Origin of the sequence: Gaetbulibacter sp. M240 (assembly GCF_043876815.1) — a bacterium.
GTDB lineage: Bacteria > Bacteroidota > Bacteroidia > Flavobacteriales > Flavobacteriaceae > Gaetbulibacter_A.
Map to the genome: position 1 here is coordinate 965,940 of NZ_JBAWKA010000001.1, position 17,577 is coordinate 983,516.

Consider the following 17,577-nt stretch of genomic DNA (forward strand, 5'->3'; position numbering starts at 1 on the left):
ACAACTGCAGTCGATGAGAATATCTTATGCAATAATACAACTTTATTTTAATTTTTAACGTTAATTTTCGAAAAGAAACTGTTATTTTTGCTCTCAGATTTTTAAAATCATCATGATACAACGTATTCAAACCATTTATCTTTTAATCGCAGCAGGAATATCTGCAGGGCTCATTTTTGTTTTTCCTTTATGGACGGTTGAAAATGAAAGCGTTGTATTTGCTCAAGATAATTTTTTGTTTTTAGGTTTATTTTTAGCCTCAGCATTATTATCTTTGATATCAATTTTTAGATACAAAAATAGGAAGTCTCAATTTATGTTGGGGCGACTTAACATCATATTAAACTTTATTTTACTAGGATTTTTTGTGTATCGGATACTAATGGCACCTGGAGAAAGTCAAATTTCTGAGAAAGGTGTTGGGGTTTTTCTTCCCATCATTTCTATCGTTTTCTTGGCCCTGGCCAATAAAGCCATTAAAAAGGATGAAGACCTTGTAAAATCTGTAGATCGATTGCGATAAACCTATCATCTTAGTAGTATTAGTGCGTTAAAACCCAGGGCTTTTGCTTTGGGTTTTTTAGTTTTAAACTTTTTGGGCGTTACCCTCCGCAAAGCTACGGGTCGGGCTATCCGTTACAAGTCCGCGCTCGTGCCTCGCTGTGGGCTTTCCACTGCTATCCCTAACGTGGGCCTCTCAACGGCTATCAAACTCTATAACTTCCAGGTTATCTATTTTATTACCATCAATCGTAAAGCGCAGCATGGTTCTTATTTTATGAAAACCATGTCTTCCCACAGCTCCAGGATTCATATGAATAAGATGACGCTTCTTATCCGGAATAACCTTTAAAATATGAGAGTGTCCGCAAATAAATAGCCGTGGTGGATTTTGATTCAGTTCCGGTAAAATCCTCGAACTATATTTTGGAGGATAACCACCAATATGGGTCATCCATACGGCAACGTCTTCACACAAAAAGCGCTGATGCTCCGGGAATTCAGTACGTATTTGAGCGTCGTCAATATTACCATAAACGGCCCGTAAAGGCTTTAAATTTTTAATGGCATCGGTTACCTTCAGATCACCAATATCGCCGGCATGCCATACTTCATCCACTTTTTCAACATGTTTTAAAATGGCATCATCCATATAGCCGTGAGTGTCAGAAAGTAAAAGTATTTTTGTCATGCTTTGGGGTATCGATTTTAATATTTAATTAATAGTTTCAACTTCAAAAATCATTTTAAAACTGCCTATCTTTGCCTTCCAACAAAAGTATTAAAACAGTTTGAGGTATTTCTTAGAACTTTCATATAATGGAAAAGACTATCACGGGTGGCAAATACAACCCGATGCCATTTCAGTCCAGGAAGTGTTAGAAAATGCCATGTCAACCTTGTTAAAAACAAAAATTGCCCTAGTGGGTGCCGGGCGCACAGATACCGGGGTTCATGCGCAACAAATGTATGCGCATTTTGATGTGGATCACGCCATTGATAATCAGGATTTGGTGTATAAGCTCAATAGTTTTTTACCAAAAGATATCGCTGTTCATAATATTTTTGAAGTGAAGCCTGAGGCACATGCCCGTTTTGATGCGTTGAGTAGAACCTATTTGTATAGGATTGCCCTCAAAAAAGATGTTTTTAATTTTGATGCAGCTTATTTGATAAAGCAGGACTTGGATGTTGATGAAATGAATAAGGCTACAAAAATTTTATTTGAGTATAAAGATTTTCAATGTTTCTCGAAAACACATACCGATGTGAAGACGTATATTTGTGACATTATGAAAGCCGAATGGACACGAGTTGGTCATGAATTGCATTTTGTAATTCAGGCAGATCGGTTTTTACGTAATATGGTACGAGCTATTGTAGGCACCCTTGTTAATGTTGGATTACATAAAATAGAAGCGGAAGATGTGCATCGCATAATTGCTTCGAAAGACAGGGGAGAGGCAGGCTATTCTGTGCCGGCTCAAGGCTTATATTTAACACAGATAGATTATCCGGAATCGATAAAAATATAAATGGCAAAGCAAAAAGAAAAACCCTTTGATCTAAAGTTGTTCATACGACTTTTTCAGTATCTGAAACCTTATAAGCACGTATTTATAGGCTTAACCGTTTTGGTGGTGATTTTAGCACTATTAAGTGCAGCGACACCTTACATTACGAAATATGCTATAGATAACAGTGTTGCTGTTAAAAATCCTGAGGACTTTTTAATGTATATCGTATTAATGCTGGTGGTTTTGATACTTCAAACTGGTTCGCAACTTACCTTTATTTATTATGCCGCCTGGCTAGGTCAGAATTTAGTCATGGATATCCGGGTGAAGCTCTTTAAACATATCCTGCGTTTTAAAATGAAATATTACGATACCTCCTCTGTTGGTGTCCTTATCACCCGTTCAGTAACCGATATGGAACGTATTGCCGATATTTTTGGACAGGGATTATTTATGATCGTGAGAGATTTACTCACCATGCTGGTCGTTTTCGGCGTTATGTTGTATACCAATGTAAAGTTAACACTGATCGTATTTATCATGTTGCCAATTTTGCTTTACGCTACAAGACTCTTTCAAAAGTATATGAAACGTGCCTTTGAAGAAGTACGTACCGAAGTTTCAAACCTGAACTCGTTCGTTCAGGAGCGTATCACCGGCATGAAAATACTGCAGTTATTTACTCGTGAGAATACGGAATTAAGCAAGTTCAAAACCATCAATGAACGCCATAAAAAAGCCTGGTTGAAAACGGTATGGTACAACTCCATATTTTTTCCTATCGCTGATCTGGCTTCCTCAATTACCATTGGATTGGTAGCCTGGTATGGCGGCTTGAATGTGGTGCTTCAGGGGACGGTAACACAAGGTACATTGGTATCTTTCATTATGTTCGTTCCTATGCTGTTTCGCCCATTGCGCCAAATAGCTGATAAATTTAATACCCTGCAAATGGGTATGGTGGCAGCCAACCGTGTCTTTAAAATTCTGGATACCACGTCGCAAATTGATGACACAGGTACTATTGTTACAACCCATTTCAAAGGAAATATCAAGTTTAAAGATGTGTATTTTAATTATGTGGAGGATGAAGATGTGCTAAAAGGGGTTTCTTTTGAAGTGAAAGCAGGTGAAACTGTAGCCATTGTTGGTGCTACAGGTGCCGGAAAATCTACGATCATAAACCTGTTGAATCGTTTTTATGAAATAAAATCCGGTATGATCGCTGTTGATGATATTGACATTCGGGAGGTTACCTTAAATTCTTTACGAACCCAAATTGCGGTTGTTCTTCAGGATGTCTTTTTGTTTGCCGATACAATTTTGAACAATATTACCCTGGGAAATCCTAATATCACGGAAGATGAAGTTCGCAAAGCTGCGGAAGCTATTGGCGTGAACGACTTTATTGAAACCTTACCTAAGGGGTATCATTACAATGTTAAAGAACGTGGCGTTATGTTGTCATCTGGGCAGCGGCAACTCATATCATTTTTAAGGGCATATGTGACCAATCCGAGTATTTTAATACTGGATGAAGCCACGTCTTCAGTAGATTCATATTCTGAGCAGCTCATCCAAAATGCCACTGATAAAATTACCAAGGGGAGAACCTCTATTGTGATCGCCCACCGTTTAGCCACCATTAAAAAAGCAGATAAGATCATCGTCATGGATGCCGGCGAAATTGTGGAACAGGGAACTCACCAAGAATTGCTTAAAAACGAAAATGGATTCTACAGAAATTTGTACGAAGTACAGTTTCAAAAAGAAGAAGTAGCTTAGGCAAGATCCTCTTTAATCATATTTGTTAGTTCGGTAGTATCGTCAAAAACAACAAATTCCCCATCCTTAAAGTACGATATGTGCCCGGTTTCTTCACTTACCACGAGAGCTAAAGCATCTGTTTTCTCTGTAATACCTATGGCAGCACGGTGACGTAAACCAAAACGATTTGGGATATTCTTGTCGTTATTTACCGGTAGAATAACCCGCGTGGCTTTAACGATATTATTACTAATTATGATGGCCCCATCATGCAATGGGCTATTCTTAAAGAAAATACTTTCGATAATAGGTTGTGTGACCTTAATATTCATTTCATCACCCGAAGAGGTTAAAAAATCAAGATTGTTATTATTTTCAAAAACAATAAGAGCACCTGTTTTCGACATCGACATTTTATTACAAGCTGAAATTATGGCTTCCACATCAGTGGAAACTACAGCATCCGTTTTCAGGAAACTAAATGGTCTTAAAAACTTACGCCTGCGATTAAAATTGGTAGATCCTACCATTAACAAGAACTTTCTTATTTCAGGCTGAAAGACAACAATCAAAGCGATGATCCCCACTTTCATAAAACCACCGAAAATACTTGAAAGCAGTTCCATGTCCAGAAAATCAGTAAGCTTCCAAACCAGATAAATAATAATAATTCCAATGAAAATATTTATGGCTACCGTACCCTTGATGAGTTTGTATATGTAATACAGCAGCAAGGCGACAAGTATCACATCGATAATGTCTACGACAGAGAGTTTTAAAACATCATTAAAAATTTCCAATGGCAGCGGGTTTCGGTAAAATTAATAAAATATGGTCAATTAAAAATAAATTCATCCGTTGAGATCATTTTATTTCTAGAATCCAACTCAGAAAGTTTCGACTTCAACCAAATATAATCCTGAAAGCGTAACGTACTTTTAAAACCAAGCATAATTTTTGCTTCAGGGCGCTTTGTAATCAAGCTGTCCAAAATTTCAGGCCATCGGGAAATATTGGAATTTAATGTGGTTAAGGTATTTCCTTTTGCTGTTTTGAAATTAAAATGATCAGGTTTTTCAAAACGAAAAAATACATAAGAACTATCCAAAGTAGGTTTAAAATCTTTGAAATGGTAGGTGACCTCCGTGAAATCAATAAACCCTAATGTCTTATGATGCCTGTCATTACAAGTATAATAATTTTTAGCCTCGACATTCTTATGAGCCGCCTTTCGCTTTTTATCCTGTAAGAACATGATCTTTGGGATCGCTTGCGCTAAAGTTAATCTTTTATCAACATGAAGAATCCAGTTCGTTGTACTTATCAGGTTTCTTCTGTTAAGTTCCATACTGTCCGTTTTGGAAGTATTGTAAAATAAATAGGCCTGAGACAGGTCCGATACTTTAGAAATTTCAGAACGATCAACCTCCGGTAATTCTACCGTTTTTTTGGAGCTACAGGAAACAACGAATAAAATAACTATTAAGTAATGGAATCCTTTCATTTTAGGCTTTTAGGGCATTCATGAGTTGTACACACTCCATGGCTTCTTTCACATCATGAACCCGCAGGATAGCAGCGCCTTTTTCAAGAGCGATGGTATTAAGAATACTGGTGCCATTTAAAGCGTTTTCAACCGAAATCCCCAAGGTTTTATAGATCATGGATTTTCGTGAAATACCAACAAGCAATGGGTGTTCAATACTTTGAAATAATTCAAGTTGATTCAGTAATTTGAAGTTTTGTTCCCGTGTTTTTGCAAAACCAAAACCAGGATCCACAATAATATTTGTGATTCCGTTTGACCTGGCTTCGACCAATCGTTCCGAAAAATAAAATAACACCTCTTTTAAAAGATCATCATAACGAGTTTGTTTTTGCATGGTTTGTGGCGTGCCGCGCATATGCATCATGATGTATGGAACTTTGAAATCACCTACAGTAGCCATCATTTTAGCATCCAATTGACCTGCTGAAATATCATTAATAAGAGCAGCCCCGGCTTCAATGACCGCTTTGGCTACTTGTGAACGAAAGGTATCTACTGAGATCAAAACTTCAGGAAATTCTTTTAAAATAAGACTTAATACGGGAAGCAAGCGTTGTAATTCTTCTTCTTCACTAACATGTTCGGCGTTTGGTCGTGAACTGTAAGCACCCACATCGATAAAGGTGGCGCCATGGTTCAACATTTGTTCAACCTGTTTTAAACAATCGGTATGATCCCGATATTTTCCGCCATCATAAAAAGAATCAGGGGTAAGGTTTAAAATCCCCATGACTTTTGGGGTGGACAGATCGACAAGTTTGCCTTTGCAATTTATAGTCATATGCGCAAATAGCTTAAGTTGGATATTTTGGCTTAAAGTTTTAAACCAGAAACTTTGAAGGTTTTAATAATTTATGCGAAATTTACGCAAAATTCAATTGATAGATGCAAGATACTTCAAAACAATACGATGCCATAATTGATACCTGCAAAAGTTTGTTCATAAAAAAAATGAATGATTATGGTAGTGCCTGGAGAATATTGCGATTGCCATCTTTAACAGATCAGATTTTTATAAAAGCACAGCGCATTCGTGGTTTACAGGAAAATGCTACGAGAAAGGTAGATGAGGATGAGGTGAGCGAGTTTATTGGCATCATCAATTATTGTATCATGGCTTTGATCCAAATTAAAAAAGGGATCGCTGATCAACCTGACCTCTTAACGGAGGAAGCCATAAGCTTATATGAGGAGCAAGTCGCGATCACCAAGAAATTAATGGAAGACAAAAACCATGATTACGGTGAAGCCTGGCGGGATATGCGGGTAAGTAGTCTTACCGATTTGATCTTGCAAAAATTATTACGTGTAAAAACCATAGAGAATAATAAAGGTAAAACCCTGGTAAGCGAAGGGATAGATGCTAATTATCAGGATATGATCAATTATGCGGTATTCGCTTTAATTCACCTTGACGCCTTGAATTAACGGTTTTTATTTTTACAATTGATATCATAATTATGAAATATTTAGTAGCGCTTAGTCGGATCTTTGTTGGTGTTTTATTCATTATCTCCGGATTAATAAAACTCAATGATCCCCTTGGATTTTCATATAAACTTCAGGAGTATTTTAGCCCCGAGGTATTAAATATACCGGGACTTATTCCTTACGCCTTAATGATCTCCGTTCTGGTTGTAACCTTAGAGGTTATTCTGGGTGTTTTTCTATTGATAGGTTATAAACCTAAATTTACGATATGGAGTTTATTAGGTCTTATTATATTCTTTACATTCTTAACTTTTTACTCGGCTTATTTTGATATGGTAAGAGATTGTGGATGTTTTGGTGATGCTCTTAAGCTAACACCCTGGGAAAGTTTCACGAAAGATTTGATCTTATTGGTTTTGATCGTAGTTATCTTCTTAGGAAAACAATATATCACGCCTGTATTCCGGCCGCTACCAACCACGATCTTAGCCTTACTAAGTTTTGTATTCTGTTTTTGGTTAGGTTACCATGTGCTCATACATTTGCCGGTAGTTGATTTCAGAGCCTATAAAATAGGGGCGGATATTAAAGAGGGTATGTCTGTTCCTGACGATGCTCCCAAGCCGGTCGTGGAATACACTTGGAAATTTGATGTTAACGGTGAAGAAAAAGAGATCACTAATTTTGGAGAATACCCCGACGTTGACGGTAAGTTTGTTGGAGCAGAAACTAAAGTTATCGATGCAGGCTACGAACCACCTATTTATGATTTTTCAATAGAAGCCGATGGCGAAGACCTTACGGATCATTTTTTAAGTCAGGATAAGCTCATTGTTGTGGTATCTTACAGTTTGGAAAAAATAGAGTCGGGTGGCGCTGCTAAGTTAAAAGCACTTCAAGAGAGCGTGAGGTCAGAAGGCTACACCATAATAGGTTTAACCTCTTCCGGCGAAGCCAAGAAAAAACAATTCAATTTAAAATACGATCTGGATTTTGATTGGTACCTCTGTGATGAAAAAGCACTCAAAACCGTCATCCGTGCGAATCCCGGAATATTGGAACTCAGTAAAGGTGTGGTGAAGCAAAAACTGAATTGGCACGATCTTGATGATTTAAAATTATAACGAAACAATCCATTTAAAATACTGTAACCGCTGATAAGCTATTTCCTAAATAAACTGATGTATGCTGTTCTAACCTTGTTTGGAGTAGTTACTGTTATTTTTTTTTTATTTAATGTTCTTCCCGGCGATCCCGCTCAAATGATGATGGGGCAAAAAGAAGATAGTGAACAATTAGCACTTATCAAGAAGAAGTATGGCTTTGACAAACCGGTTACTACGCAATATTTGTATTATCTAAACGATCTATCGTCACTTTCATTTCACTCGAACGACCCAAAAGATTACACTTATTTAAGTAGGGGTAAATACAGCGCAACTAAATTGTTGAGCATCAGTAACACCACCATGGTTTTAAAATGGCCTTATCTGAGAACCTCGTTTACAAAATCGGGTAAAAATGTAAGCGCCGTATTAAAGGAAACACTTCCTAATACTTTTGTGTTAGCAGTTTCAGCGATTATTATCGCTATCCTATTAGGTGTGGCCTTAGGCATTATTTCAGCCCTTTATAAAGACCGCTGGCTCGATAAGGGCATACAGGTTTTAAGTACTCTGGGTATGAGTGTTCCTTCTTTTTTTAGTGCTATTCTATTTGCCTGGTTCTTTGGTTTTATATTACATAAATACACCCACTTGGAAATGACGGGTAGCCTTTATGAGCTTGATGATTTTGGAGAAGGTATGCATATCCAATGGAAGAACCTGATTCTCCCTGCTATCGTGCTCGGAATTCGCCCATTGGCAGTGGTTATTCAATTAATGAGAAATTCGTTGCTAGAGGTATTTAATCAGGATTACATTCGAACGGCACAGGCCAAAGGTCTGGCACCCTGGCAAATCATAAAAAGGCATGCCATCAAGAATGCTTTGAATCCGGTAGTTACAGCGGTATCTGGTTGGTTTGCTTCCATGTTGGCGGGTGCTGTTTTTGTGGAGTATATTTTTGGTTGGAATGGTTTAGGAAAAGAAATCGTTTATGCTTTAAATACCTTAGATTTACCAGTTATTATGGGATCGGTCTTAATTATTGCCCTCATGTTTATAATTATCAATATTTTTGTAGATGTAATTTATGTGTGGCTGGATCCTAAAGTAAAACTTGAATAAAATAAAAAATGAAAACATACACCTTCTTATTACTTTCTTTAATAAGTCTTTTAAGCTGTAAATCCGCTCCGGATCCTACGGAATTTTCAGAAGCAGCATTAAATGATACCTTTATTACTTTAGAAGGAGCTTCAGTTTCTTTTGAGGACATTCTGGCGAAACATGAGGGTGAAACTTTATTTATTGAGGTTTGGGCCTCCTGGTGTGGGGATTGTTTAAAAGGAATGCCAGCTGTGAAAGAAATTCAAGAGGAATATCCCGATGTCACTTACGTTTTTTTATCGCTCGATCGTGGTCAGGACGCTTGGAAGAAGGGAATAAAAAAACATCAGGTTAATGGCGAGCATTATTTTATGCAGTCGGGCTGGAAGGGGCCTTTTGGAAACTTTCTTGACCTAGACTGGATTCCACGATATCTTGTGGTGGATAAAACAGGTCATATAAAACTGTACAACGCTGAAAAAGCCACCGATGAACGCATTAAACAAAATTTATAATTCAATAAAAATCCCATAAACGGGTATAAAATCATGAGAAAAAATATCGTAGCCGGAAACTGGAAAATGAATAATGACCTCGCCCAAACCGAGGCCTTGATAACCGATTTAAAGGCGCAGAAAAAAACCTCCAACGCCGAGGTTATGATAGCACCAACCTTTACCAATCTGCATCGTGCTTACGAAACGCTTCGTGAATCCAATATAGAGGTGGTTGCTCAGAATATGCACTTCGCCGAAAACGGAGCTTACACTGGTGAAATTAGTGCCGCTATGCTTAAAAGTGTCGGCGTAAATACCGTTATTCTTGGGCATAGTGAACGTCGTGAGTATTTTAACGAAACCGATGACTTATTAGCAAAAAAGGTTAAGGCCGCCTTAGCTCACAAAATGCGTGTTATTTTTTGTTTCGGAGAAGAACTTGCCGATAGAAAAGCAGGGAAAGAAGAAGAGGTTGTGGGTAGCCAGATCAAAAACGCCCTGTTCCAACTTCAAGCCTGGGACTATAAAAATATCGTTTTAGCCTACGAACCCGTTTGGGCTATTGGTACTGGCGAAACCGCTTCACCCGAGCAGGCCCAGGATATGCATGCCTTTATCCGGAAAACGTTAGCCGATCATTATGGTTACGAAATTGCCAACAGTGTTTCCATTCTATATGGTGGTAGTGTAAAACCAGCGAATGCCGTGGAAATCTTCTCAAAACCTGATGTTGATGGTGGGCTTATTGGCGGTGCTTCGCTTAATGCTGAGGACTTTTTCGCTATCGTAAACGCGTTTTAAAATATTTTTTTGGGCGTTCCGTTCACGCTTTAAGGCGTGAACGGCGCGCTTTCCGCTAAATCTTTTTTTCAAAAAGGATATCGCTGCAATCGCTAACGCAAATTCAGTAATACAAAACAACTATGGCAGATCAAAAATACATAGGGTATCACTTTAAGGTCAGTCCATTGCAACCGGCTGTAGATATTCTAATTGCCGAACTCGCTGAGGTTGGCTTTGAAAGTTTTGTTGAGGAGGAAGACGGCCTCTCAGCATACATTCAAAAATCCGATTGGCAGGAAGATATTCTAAGAGATATTCAAATCCTCAAAGCAGGAACTTTTGATATTCGTTATACCTTCGAAGACATCGAACAGGTGAATTGGAATGAAACCTGGGAAAAGAATTTCAAACCTATTGTTGTAGATGATATTTGCGCGGTTCGGGCGCCCTTTCATGAGAAGTTCAATACTAAATACGATATCGTAATCGAACCCAAAATGAGTTTTGGTACAGGGCATCACGAAACCACCCATATGATGATCCAGCATATCCTAAAAAATGATTTTACAGACAAAACCGTGTTAGATATGGGCTGCGGTACAGCCGTTCTGGCGATTCTGGCTGAGATTAAAGGCGCTAAAGCTTTAGATGCTATTGATATTGATAATTGGTGTTATGAGAATAGTCTGGAAAATGTAGAGCGGAATAATTGCAAAAACATTTCTGTTTACGAGGGCGATGCGTCACTCTTGAAAGGTAGAAGTTACAACATTATTTTGGCGAATATCAACCGAAATATTCTACTTCAGGATATTGAGACCTATGTAAAGTCTCTGTCAAAAAATGGCATTTTGATATTAAGTGGCTTCTATAATGATGATATTCCTAAAATTCAGGCCGCATGTGAAGCACATTTGTTAAAATTTCAAGAAAAGTTGGAAAGAAACCAATGGGTTTCACTAAAATTTTTAAATTAGTACAGCTCGAACTGATGATTTTAAAAGAAAATTTTATGAGTGCAAAAGAAAAAACATCAGAGGAATTATTGGTAGAAGAAACAGTTTCCACTCAAAATGAAATTGTACTATACAATGATGATGTGAACACCTTCGATCATGTGATCGAAACCCTTATTTACGCCTGTGATCATACGTCTCAGCAAGCCGAACAATGTTCTCTGATTGTGCATTACAAAGGAAAATGTACGGTAAAAACAGGTGAGTACGACGACCTAAAACCACGTTGCTCTAAGCTATTAGAGGCTGGATTAAGCGCCGAAATTATTTAAGTAGAAACTTACAGCTTCACAATAAGCTGATAAGCAGAACAGTGCAGCCTTATTTCTCTTCAGACTTATTGGTGCTTATCCCAAAAGGCTTGTATAATGGGCAAAAACTTATAAAACTGGTAATTAAGAAAATAAGCGCCAAGGCCATGAGAACATAGGCTAATGTTCCTTCGATCACATTAAAATAATAAAGTGCTGCAATTACGATAGCGATAAGAACCCGAATGGCTTTATCTGCTACTCCCATGTTTTTTTTCATAATAAAGGATTTTAGTTAATTATTATAAAGTGGTAGGGCATACGTAATCCGTAACTGGTAGGCCACTGTTTTTCATGGCGCCGAAACCACCTTCAATATTCGTTAAATTATCAAATCCACGGGCTTTTAAAATAGAGGCCGCTATGACTGAGCGATAACCTCCAGCACAATGAATATAGTAATTTTCATCCTTATCGATGGTATTCATTTGGTCATTTATGTAATCTAAGGCAAAATGTTGTACATGATCTCCTTTTAAATGTTCAGAGTCATATTCACCATCTTTACGAACATCCAAGACATGTAGATCGTCTTCATTGAAACGTTCTTTAAATGTTTTGGCATCAATGGAATCAACATGTTCAACGTCTTTTCCTGCCGCTTTCCAGGCTTCTAAACCGCCTTTTAAATAGCCAAGTGTGTTATCGTAACCAACACGTGATAAACGTGTCACGGCTTCTTTCTCTTTTCCTTCAGGAGTAATTAATAATATAGGCTGCTTTAAATCGGTGATTAAGGCACCAACCCAAGGTGCAAAGCTACCGTTCAAGCCAATAAAAATAGAATTTGGTATATGCGCTTTTACAAAATCACTTTCAGTACGAACATCCAAAACCAAAGCCCCTTCCTGATTCGCAAGGGCTTCAAATTCTTCAGGGCTTAGTGGATTATCACCGTGCTTTAAAACAGTGTCAAAATCCGTATAACCCATTTTGTTCATCATGGCATTCTTTTCAAAATACTGAGGTGGCGGAGGCATGCCTTCCAAGACTTCTTTAACGAACTCTTCTTTAGACATATCCTCGCGAAGCGCATAATTATTTTTTTTCTGATCACCTAAAACACCGATAGTTTCTTTACTTAAATTTTTACCACAAGCTGATCCGGCACCATGTGCAGGGTAAACAATAACATCATCAGGCAATGTCATGATCTTTTCTCGTAAAGAATCGAATAACATACCTGCCAGATCTTCTTTTGTCAAATTGTTCTTGATGGCTAAATCAGGACGACCAACATCACCCAGAAATAGAGTGTCTCCGGAGAAAATAGCATGTGGTTTCCCTTGCTCATCTTTCACTAAATAAGTTGATGATTCTAGGGTGTGACCCGGTGTATGTAGTACCGTAATGGTGATTTTACCTAATTTGAAAACCTCTCCATCTTTCGCTTCGTGAATGTCGTAATCCGTTTTTGCACCTGGACCATACACTATCGTGGCTCCGGTTTTTTTTGCAAGATCCACATGACCGGAAACAAAATCCGCATGGAAGTGAGTTTCAAAAATATATTTTATAGTGCCGTTTTCTTTTTCGGCTTTGTCTATATATTGCTGGGTTTCGCGTAATGGGTCTACGATGGCAATTTCGCCATCAGATTCTATGTAATAGGCACCCTGCGCTAAACATCCTGTATATAATTGTTCAATATTCATAACTTCAATTTGGAACAAAATTACAAAATCTTAATGGTTTGGTTTGTGACTTTTGTCACATAAGGATTTAGCTAAATTCCATGTACATAATATAAACCGCCATAACAAGAATAAAATAACCAAAACTTTTTTTCAATCTTTCACCGCTTACAAATTTTGTAAGCGATACGCCAATCAAGATACCAATGATAGAAATACTCGTAAATATGAGTAGAAAAGTCCAGTTGATGGCTAGGTTTTGTACATCACCAAAAAAACCAATAAGCGAATTGATTGCTACGATAATCAGTGAGGTTCCCACCGCTTTTTTCATAGGTAATTTCGCCCAGAGTACTAAAGCAGGCACATATAAAAATCCGCCACCGGCTCCAATAATTCCGGTTAGACCCCCGATAACAATACCTTGAAAAAATGTTTTATAATAGGCCTGTTTCTTGGAGTTTTCATCTATTGGAGGGCCTTTTTTTATCATAAAGAAAGCGGCGAGCAGCATAATAATGGCGAAAAGAACCATGATCAGCATGTCCTTAGTAATTTCAAAGCTTCCGATGCTAAAAAGATTTTGCGGCAAATGGGATATCAAATAACGCCTTGTGAGGTAAACGGATATAAACGAAGGAAAGGAAAACATGAATCCCGTTTTAAAATCCACCATGCCTTTTTTGAATTTTTGAAAGGTGCCCACTACGGAAGTGGAACCAACAACAAATAAAGAATAAGCTGTTGCCACCACAGGGTTGTATCCTAATAAATATACAAGTAATGGAACTGTAAGTATGGAGCCGCCACCACCAATAAGGCCTAATACCAGACCAACCAGAAGCGCACCGCCATAACCTAATAGTTCCGTTGTATCCATTTAATGAGGTAGTTTATCTTTTATAAGTCCATAAATAAAAGTGCCTATTATCGCCGCCACAATAACAATTATAATAGTATATAGGCCGGTTCCTAAAAGGACGTACAATGGCCCCGGGCAAGCTCCAATCATTGCCCAACCCAAGCCAAACAGACTACCACCAACGATGTAGCGGGTAAAGCCACGTTCTTTTAGCGGCACGAAAATACTGGCACCATCTATACTTTTAAAAAACGATCGTTTCGAAAGTTGTATAAAGAGGATTCCAAGAAAAACGGCCGATCCGATTATACCATACATATGAAAAGACTGAAAGCGGAACATTTCATAGATACGGTACCATGAAACCGCTTCAGATTTTACAAGGACAATTCCGAAGAATATCCCAACCAATAAAAATTTTAAATGTTTCATGAGTCTAAAAGATTAAGGGTAAAATAAAATTCGTCATGATCAAACCGCCAATAAAAAACCCTATAACGGCTATTAATGATGGCTTTTGTAAGCTACTTAAACCAGTAATGGCATGACCGGAAGTACAACCTCCGGCATAACGCGTTCCAAAACCTATAAGTAAACCTCCAATGACCAAGATCAAAAGACCTTTGAGCGTCCAGACAGCCTCCCAGCTAAAAATCTCTTTCGGCATTAATGCGGCACCGGCATTATTAAAACCTAAAGCCTGAAGTTCAGCAACTGTTGTTGGGTTCAAATCTATAGGACTGTCGTTCGAGAGAAAATGCGTAGCAAGGTAGCCACCAATGATAGCTCCTAAAACAACCATTAAATTCCATGTTTGTTCTCTCCAGTTAAATTTAAAGAAGTTGGTGTACCTTCCACCCCCTGCAATAGCACAAAATGTACTTAGATTAGAAGACATGCCAAATGTTTTTCCAAAATACAAAAGCAAGGCCAGTACGGCAGCAATGAGTGGTCCGGAAACGTACCATGGCCAAGGATTTAAGATTAATTCCATATGATTTTCAAAGTTAATAGATTGTTTAAACGTAATATGTGATTAATGTTACTTAGAGGTCTAAAAGTTCAATTTTATTTCTGCTAAGTTTTATTTTTTTACTGTTCTCAAGTTGCTTTAAAAGGCGCGAAACGACAACTCTAGAAGTATGCAAATCTTCGGCAATTTCCTGATGAATAATATTTATTGTATTTGAATCATGAAGGCCGGCCTTATTTTTAAGGTATTTTAGGAGTCGCTCATCCATCTTCATGAATGCGATATTATCAATGGTTTGGAGCATTTCATCAAAACGCATTTGATAACTTTCTAGAATAAAATTGCGCCAACTTTCATTGTTGTGGAACCAGTTTGTCATTTTTTCTACCGGTATCATCAGTAAAGTCGATTTCTTTTCAGCTACCGCTCTGATTTTACTTTTATGAGTACCCATGCAACAGGTAAGGGACATGGTGCAGGTTTCACCGGCTTCCAAAACATAAATAAGAAGTTCATTACCCTCGTCGTCTTCACGTAAAACCTTCACGTGACCAGAAAGCAAAAGAGGGATATATTTGAGTGTTTGATTGATATCGATTATGATATCGTCTTTCTCATATGTTTTAATAATGCCCGATTCTGCTATTTCTTGTATAAGTGCATCATCTAGGTTGTGACCGTAATTTTCCTGTAGTAGTTCTAATTGCATGATTCAAAAATAATCAAATTAAAATTTGGATTAAATATTTTGGTTGTGATTTAATAAAAATAGTATATTTGCAGCCACAAAAACGGCCACGTGGCGCAACTGAATAGCGCACTTGATTACGGCTCAAGAGGTTCCAGGTTTGAATCCTGGCGTGGTCACCAAAAGCTGTTTTAATCAGCACCGAAACCACATAATTCGTATGAACTATGTGGTTTTTAGCGTTTTAATAGGCACATTTCATTTGATATAAAATCAATTAAAGTGGTAGTAATATGTCAGTTAAAACAAGCCCTGTCAGTTAACTGACAGCTTTATGTTGAATTCCATAGTTGATTTGACTTTCGTCTGGACAATTGTTTAATTAAAAGACGACAACTATGCGTTCACAACACACGTTTTCAATCAATTTTTGGGCAGATAAAAAGAATGCCTTAAATAATGAGATCCTAATTTATGCCCGGGTCTCAGTAGACCAAAAAAGAGTCAACCTCAGTCTTAAAAGAAAAGTTCCACAGCAACTTTGGGATCCGGTAAAAAAGCGACTCAAAGGAAATTCCCAGGAGGCAAGAAGTATAAATGGTTATTTGGACCAGGTATACACGCAACTATTTCAGATCTATCAAAATCTGCAGTTCAAGGGAGAACTCATCACAGCCCAATTGATTAAATCGGTTTATACCGGTGAAAACGAAAAAAGTAAAACGCTTCAAGAATTACTAGCCTACCACAATGGTAAAATCAAAACTATATTGGCAAAAGGTTCCATTAAGAACTTTGCTATAACTGAAAATTATATCAACAAGTTTTTGAAGTCGGGAAGGGGAACAACAGATGTTTATCTTTCCCAGCTTGACTACAAGTTCCTTTGCGATTTCGAAAGTTTTTTACAATCATACCTTCCGGAAAATCATCCAAGGCACATGAGCCAAAATACTGTCATGAAACACATACAGCGGTTTCGAAAAATAATAACCTTGGGTTATAATATCGAGTGGCTCGATCGGGATCCCTTTGTCCGTTGGAAGCCGGTATTCGAGAAAAAGGAGCGTGAGTTCCTTTCAGAAAATGAGTTGTCAAATTTAGAAACCTATCCCTTTACGGTCGAACGTCTGGACCGTGTTCGGGATCTATTTGTATTCAGCTGTTACACAGGTATTAGTTACATCGACATAATGAATCTGTCAGAATCAAATTTGATCAAGGGTATCGATGGCGGAACCTGGATCGTTACCAACCGGCAGAAAACAAAAACCAAGGTCAAGATCCCGCTTTTGGGTAAAGCGGAGCTCTTGATCACAAAATACCAGGATCATCCTTTAGCCCAAAAAACGGGTACGCTCTTTCCAAGAATGACGAACGAAAAAGTAAATTTCTATCTTAAAGAGATCGCCCTGGCTTGTGGCATAAAAAAGAATCTGACCTTCCATATGGCCAGACACACCTTTGCAACTACGATCACCTTGAGCAACGGGGTACCTATTGAAACGGTATCCAAATTATTAGGCCATACCAAGATAGCCACAACTCAAATTTACGCGCGTGTGTTGGAGCAAAAATTAAGTCAGGATATGAATGTCCTTAGAACACATCTCAAAAATAAGGAAGAAATAAATAGAAATCCAAAGACGGGTTAAATGTCCGGAGAGACGAGAATTTTGTTTCAAAATTAGCTTAATATCTCTTGTTTTTTAACTCAGTTCTTTGTTGCCGTCTTTCCTTGCAGGTAACGTACCCGGTTAACGCAAGTAGCGGACTGGGGAAGCGATTAGTTGTCGGTTAAGTTATCTATTTAAAGGTAGTCAAAAATGTCATTT

21 protein-coding genes and 1 tRNA gene are annotated in these 17,577 nt (G+C 37.9%); 12 read left to right on the forward strand and 10 right to left on the reverse strand.

The window, feature by feature from the left end:
• Nucleotides 1-112 precede the first annotated feature (112 nt).
• On the forward strand, nt 113-523 hold the full coding sequence (locus V8G61_RS04305; RefSeq protein ID WP_394874214.1) for a DUF4293 domain-containing protein: 411 nt from the start codon (nt 113-115) through the stop codon (nt 521-523).
• 174 nt (nt 524-697) lie between these two features.
• Here V8G61_RS04305 and V8G61_RS04310 read toward each other — a convergent pair whose 3' ends face one another.
• Nucleotides 698-1,192 (reverse strand): metallophosphoesterase family protein, encoded by a 495-nt coding sequence (locus V8G61_RS04310; protein WP_394874215.1) that lies wholly within the window; start codon nt 1,190-1,192, stop codon nt 698-700.
• Between the two features lie 100 nt (nt 1,193-1,292).
• On the opposite strand from V8G61_RS04310, the gene truA reads away from it, so the two are divergent.
• Complete coding sequence (gene truA, locus V8G61_RS04315) at nt 1,293-2,036, forward strand: tRNA pseudouridine(38-40) synthase TruA (protein ID WP_394874216.1); 744 nt, start codon at nt 1,293-1,295, stop codon at nt 2,034-2,036.
• Complete coding sequence (locus V8G61_RS04320; RefSeq protein ID WP_394874217.1) at nt 2,037-3,803, forward strand: ABC transporter ATP-binding protein; 1,767 nt, start codon at nt 2,037-2,039, stop codon at nt 3,801-3,803. It begins immediately after the preceding gene.
• On the opposite strand, the gene V8G61_RS04325 is transcribed toward V8G61_RS04320, so the two are convergent.
• The 3 genes from V8G61_RS04325 to folP are packed head-to-tail and all read right to left on the reverse strand — an operon-like array spanning nt 3,800 to nt 6,115.
• Nucleotides 3,800-4,585: a diadenylate cyclase gene (locus V8G61_RS04325; protein WP_394874218.1), complete on the reverse strand. Its 786-nt coding sequence runs from the start codon at nt 4,583-4,585 to the stop codon at nt 3,800-3,802. The genes V8G61_RS04320 and V8G61_RS04325 overlap by 4 nt on opposite strands.
• A 35-nt stretch (nt 4,586-4,620) precedes the next feature.
• Nucleotides 4,621-5,289, reverse strand: a complete 669-nt coding sequence (locus V8G61_RS04330; RefSeq protein WP_394874219.1) for a hypothetical protein — start codon at nt 5,287-5,289, stop codon at nt 4,621-4,623.
• A 1-nt stretch (nt 5,290) separates the two neighbouring features.
• Nucleotides 5,291-6,115: a dihydropteroate synthase gene (gene folP, locus V8G61_RS04335; RefSeq protein WP_394874220.1), complete on the reverse strand. Its 825-nt coding sequence runs from the start codon at nt 6,113-6,115 to the stop codon at nt 5,291-5,293.
• 104 nt (nt 6,116-6,219) lie between these two features.
• Here folP and V8G61_RS04340 point away from each other — a divergent pair, with 104 nt between their 5' ends.
• The 7 genes from V8G61_RS04340 (at nt 6,220) to V8G61_RS04370 (ending at nt 11,546) form a co-directional block, all read left to right on the forward strand.
• Nucleotides 6,220-6,762 carry a DUF1599 domain-containing protein gene (locus tag V8G61_RS04340; protein ID WP_394874221.1) on the forward strand — a complete coding sequence of 181 codons (543 nt, stop codon included), beginning with the start codon at nt 6,220-6,222 and terminating at the stop codon, nt 6,760-6,762.
• Between the two features lie 32 nt (nt 6,763-6,794).
• Entirely contained in the window at nt 6,795-7,889 is a 1,095-nt protein-coding gene (locus tag V8G61_RS04345) for a BT_3928 family protein (RefSeq protein ID WP_394874222.1), read from the forward strand.
• A 30-nt stretch (nt 7,890-7,919) separates the two neighbouring features.
• Nucleotides 7,920-8,996: an ABC transporter permease gene (locus tag V8G61_RS04350; RefSeq protein WP_394874482.1), complete on the forward strand. Its 1,077-nt coding sequence runs from the start codon at nt 7,920-7,922 to the stop codon at nt 8,994-8,996.
• A gap of 8 nt (nt 8,997-9,004) precedes the next feature.
• Entirely contained in the window at nt 9,005-9,493 is a 489-nt protein-coding gene (locus V8G61_RS04355) for a TlpA family protein disulfide reductase (protein WP_394874223.1), read from the forward strand.
• Between the two features lie 33 nt (nt 9,494-9,526).
• A complete protein-coding gene (tpiA, locus tag V8G61_RS04360; protein WP_394874225.1) occupies nt 9,527-10,276 on the forward strand; it encodes a triose-phosphate isomerase in 750 nt (249 codons plus the stop codon).
• Nucleotides 10,277-10,398: 122 nt separating this feature from the next.
• Nucleotides 10,399-11,235: a 50S ribosomal protein L11 methyltransferase gene (prmA, locus tag V8G61_RS04365; RefSeq protein ID WP_394874226.1), complete on the forward strand. Its 837-nt coding sequence runs from the start codon at nt 10,399-10,401 to the stop codon at nt 11,233-11,235.
• Nucleotides 11,236-11,270: 35 nt separating this feature from the next.
• On the forward strand, nt 11,271-11,546 hold the full coding sequence (locus V8G61_RS04370; RefSeq protein ID WP_394874227.1) for an ATP-dependent Clp protease adaptor ClpS: 276 nt from the start codon (nt 11,271-11,273) through the stop codon (nt 11,544-11,546).
• A 49-nt stretch (nt 11,547-11,595) separates the two neighbouring features.
• On the opposite strand, the gene V8G61_RS04375 is transcribed toward V8G61_RS04370, so the two are convergent.
• From V8G61_RS04375 to V8G61_RS04400, 6 genes are all read right to left on the reverse strand, one after another.
• Nucleotides 11,596-11,805 (reverse strand): DUF2892 domain-containing protein, encoded by a 210-nt coding sequence (locus tag V8G61_RS04375; RefSeq protein ID WP_394874228.1) that lies wholly within the window; start codon nt 11,803-11,805, stop codon nt 11,596-11,598.
• 22 nt (nt 11,806-11,827) lie between these two features.
• The gene (locus tag V8G61_RS04380; protein WP_394874229.1) at nt 11,828-13,240 is read right to left on the reverse strand and encodes a rhodanese-like domain-containing protein; all 1,413 of its coding nucleotides are present in this window, start codon (nt 13,238-13,240) and stop codon (nt 11,828-11,830) included.
• 67 nt (nt 13,241-13,307) lie between these two features.
• Nucleotides 13,308-14,099, reverse strand: coding sequence for a sulfite exporter TauE/SafE family protein (locus V8G61_RS04385; RefSeq protein WP_394874230.1), 792 nt, complete (start codon nt 14,097-14,099; stop codon nt 13,308-13,310).
• Nucleotides 14,100-14,513, reverse strand: coding sequence for a DUF6691 family protein (locus V8G61_RS04390; RefSeq protein ID WP_394874231.1), 414 nt, complete (start codon nt 14,511-14,513; stop codon nt 14,100-14,102). It lies immediately after the preceding gene.
• Nucleotides 14,514-14,517: 4 nt separating this feature from the next.
• On the reverse strand, nt 14,518-15,075 hold the full coding sequence (locus V8G61_RS04395) for a YeeE/YedE family protein (RefSeq protein ID WP_394874232.1): 558 nt from the start codon (nt 15,073-15,075) through the stop codon (nt 14,518-14,520).
• 52 nt (nt 15,076-15,127) lie between these two features.
• Complete coding sequence (locus tag V8G61_RS04400) at nt 15,128-15,763, reverse strand: Crp/Fnr family transcriptional regulator (protein ID WP_394874233.1); 636 nt, start codon at nt 15,761-15,763, stop codon at nt 15,128-15,130.
• An 84-nt stretch (nt 15,764-15,847) separates the two neighbouring features.
• Between V8G61_RS04400 and V8G61_RS04405 the strand changes: the two genes are divergently transcribed.
• Both V8G61_RS04405 and V8G61_RS04410 read left to right on the forward strand, forming a co-directional pair.
• Nucleotides 15,848-15,924: transfer RNA gene (locus tag V8G61_RS04405), tRNA-Arg, on the forward strand.
• Nucleotides 15,925-16,140: 216 nt separating this feature from the next.
• On the forward strand, nt 16,141-17,397 hold the full coding sequence (locus V8G61_RS04410) for a site-specific integrase (protein WP_394874234.1): 1,257 nt from the start codon (nt 16,141-16,143) through the stop codon (nt 17,395-17,397).
• Nucleotides 17,398-17,577 lie beyond the last annotated feature (180 nt).

Coding starts and splice junctions, on each gene's coding strand:
- V8G61_RS04355 (WP_394874223.1), top strand. CDS start 9,005: ATGAAAACATACACCTTCTTATTACTTTCTTTAATAAGTCTTTTAAGC.
- V8G61_RS04380 (WP_394874229.1), bottom strand. CDS start 13,240: ATGAATATTGAACAATTATATACAGGATGTTTAGCGCAGGGTGCCTAT.
- V8G61_RS04340 (WP_394874221.1), top strand. CDS start 6,220: ATGCAAGATACTTCAAAACAATACGATGCCATAATTGATACCTGCAAA.
- V8G61_RS04370 (WP_394874227.1), top strand. CDS start 11,271: ATGAGTGCAAAAGAAAAAACATCAGAGGAATTATTGGTAGAAGAAACA.
- tpiA (WP_394874225.1), top strand. CDS start 9,527: ATGAGAAAAAATATCGTAGCCGGAAACTGGAAAATGAATAATGACCTC.
- V8G61_RS04320 (WP_394874217.1), top strand. CDS start 2,037: ATGGCAAAGCAAAAAGAAAAACCCTTTGATCTAAAGTTGTTCATACGA.
- V8G61_RS04390 (WP_394874231.1), bottom strand. CDS start 14,513: ATGAAACATTTAAAATTTTTATTGGTTGGGATATTCTTCGGAATTGTC.
- V8G61_RS04385 (WP_394874230.1), bottom strand. CDS start 14,099: ATGGATACAACGGAACTATTAGGTTATGGCGGTGCGCTTCTGGTTGGT.
- prmA (WP_394874226.1), top strand. CDS start 10,399: ATGGCAGATCAAAAATACATAGGGTATCACTTTAAGGTCAGTCCATTG.
- V8G61_RS04410 (WP_394874234.1), top strand. CDS start 16,141: ATGCGTTCACAACACACGTTTTCAATCAATTTTTGGGCAGATAAAAAG.
- V8G61_RS04375 (WP_394874228.1), bottom strand. CDS start 11,805: ATGAAAAAAAACATGGGAGTAGCAGATAAAGCCATTCGGGTTCTTATC.
- V8G61_RS04345 (WP_394874222.1), top strand. CDS start 6,795: ATGAAATATTTAGTAGCGCTTAGTCGGATCTTTGTTGGTGTTTTATTC.
- folP (WP_394874220.1), bottom strand. CDS start 6,115: ATGACTATAAATTGCAAAGGCAAACTTGTCGATCTGTCCACCCCAAAA.
- V8G61_RS04395 (WP_394874232.1), bottom strand. CDS start 15,075: ATGGAATTAATCTTAAATCCTTGGCCATGGTACGTTTCCGGACCACTC.
- V8G61_RS04310 (WP_394874215.1), bottom strand. CDS start 1,192: ATGACAAAAATACTTTTACTTTCTGACACTCACGGCTATATGGATGAT.
- V8G61_RS04330 (WP_394874219.1), bottom strand. CDS start 5,289: ATGAAAGGATTCCATTACTTAATAGTTATTTTATTCGTTGTTTCCTGT.
- V8G61_RS04305 (WP_394874214.1), top strand. CDS start 113: ATGATACAACGTATTCAAACCATTTATCTTTTAATCGCAGCAGGAATA.
- V8G61_RS04400 (WP_394874233.1), bottom strand. CDS start 15,763: ATGCAATTAGAACTACTACAGGAAAATTACGGTCACAACCTAGATGAT.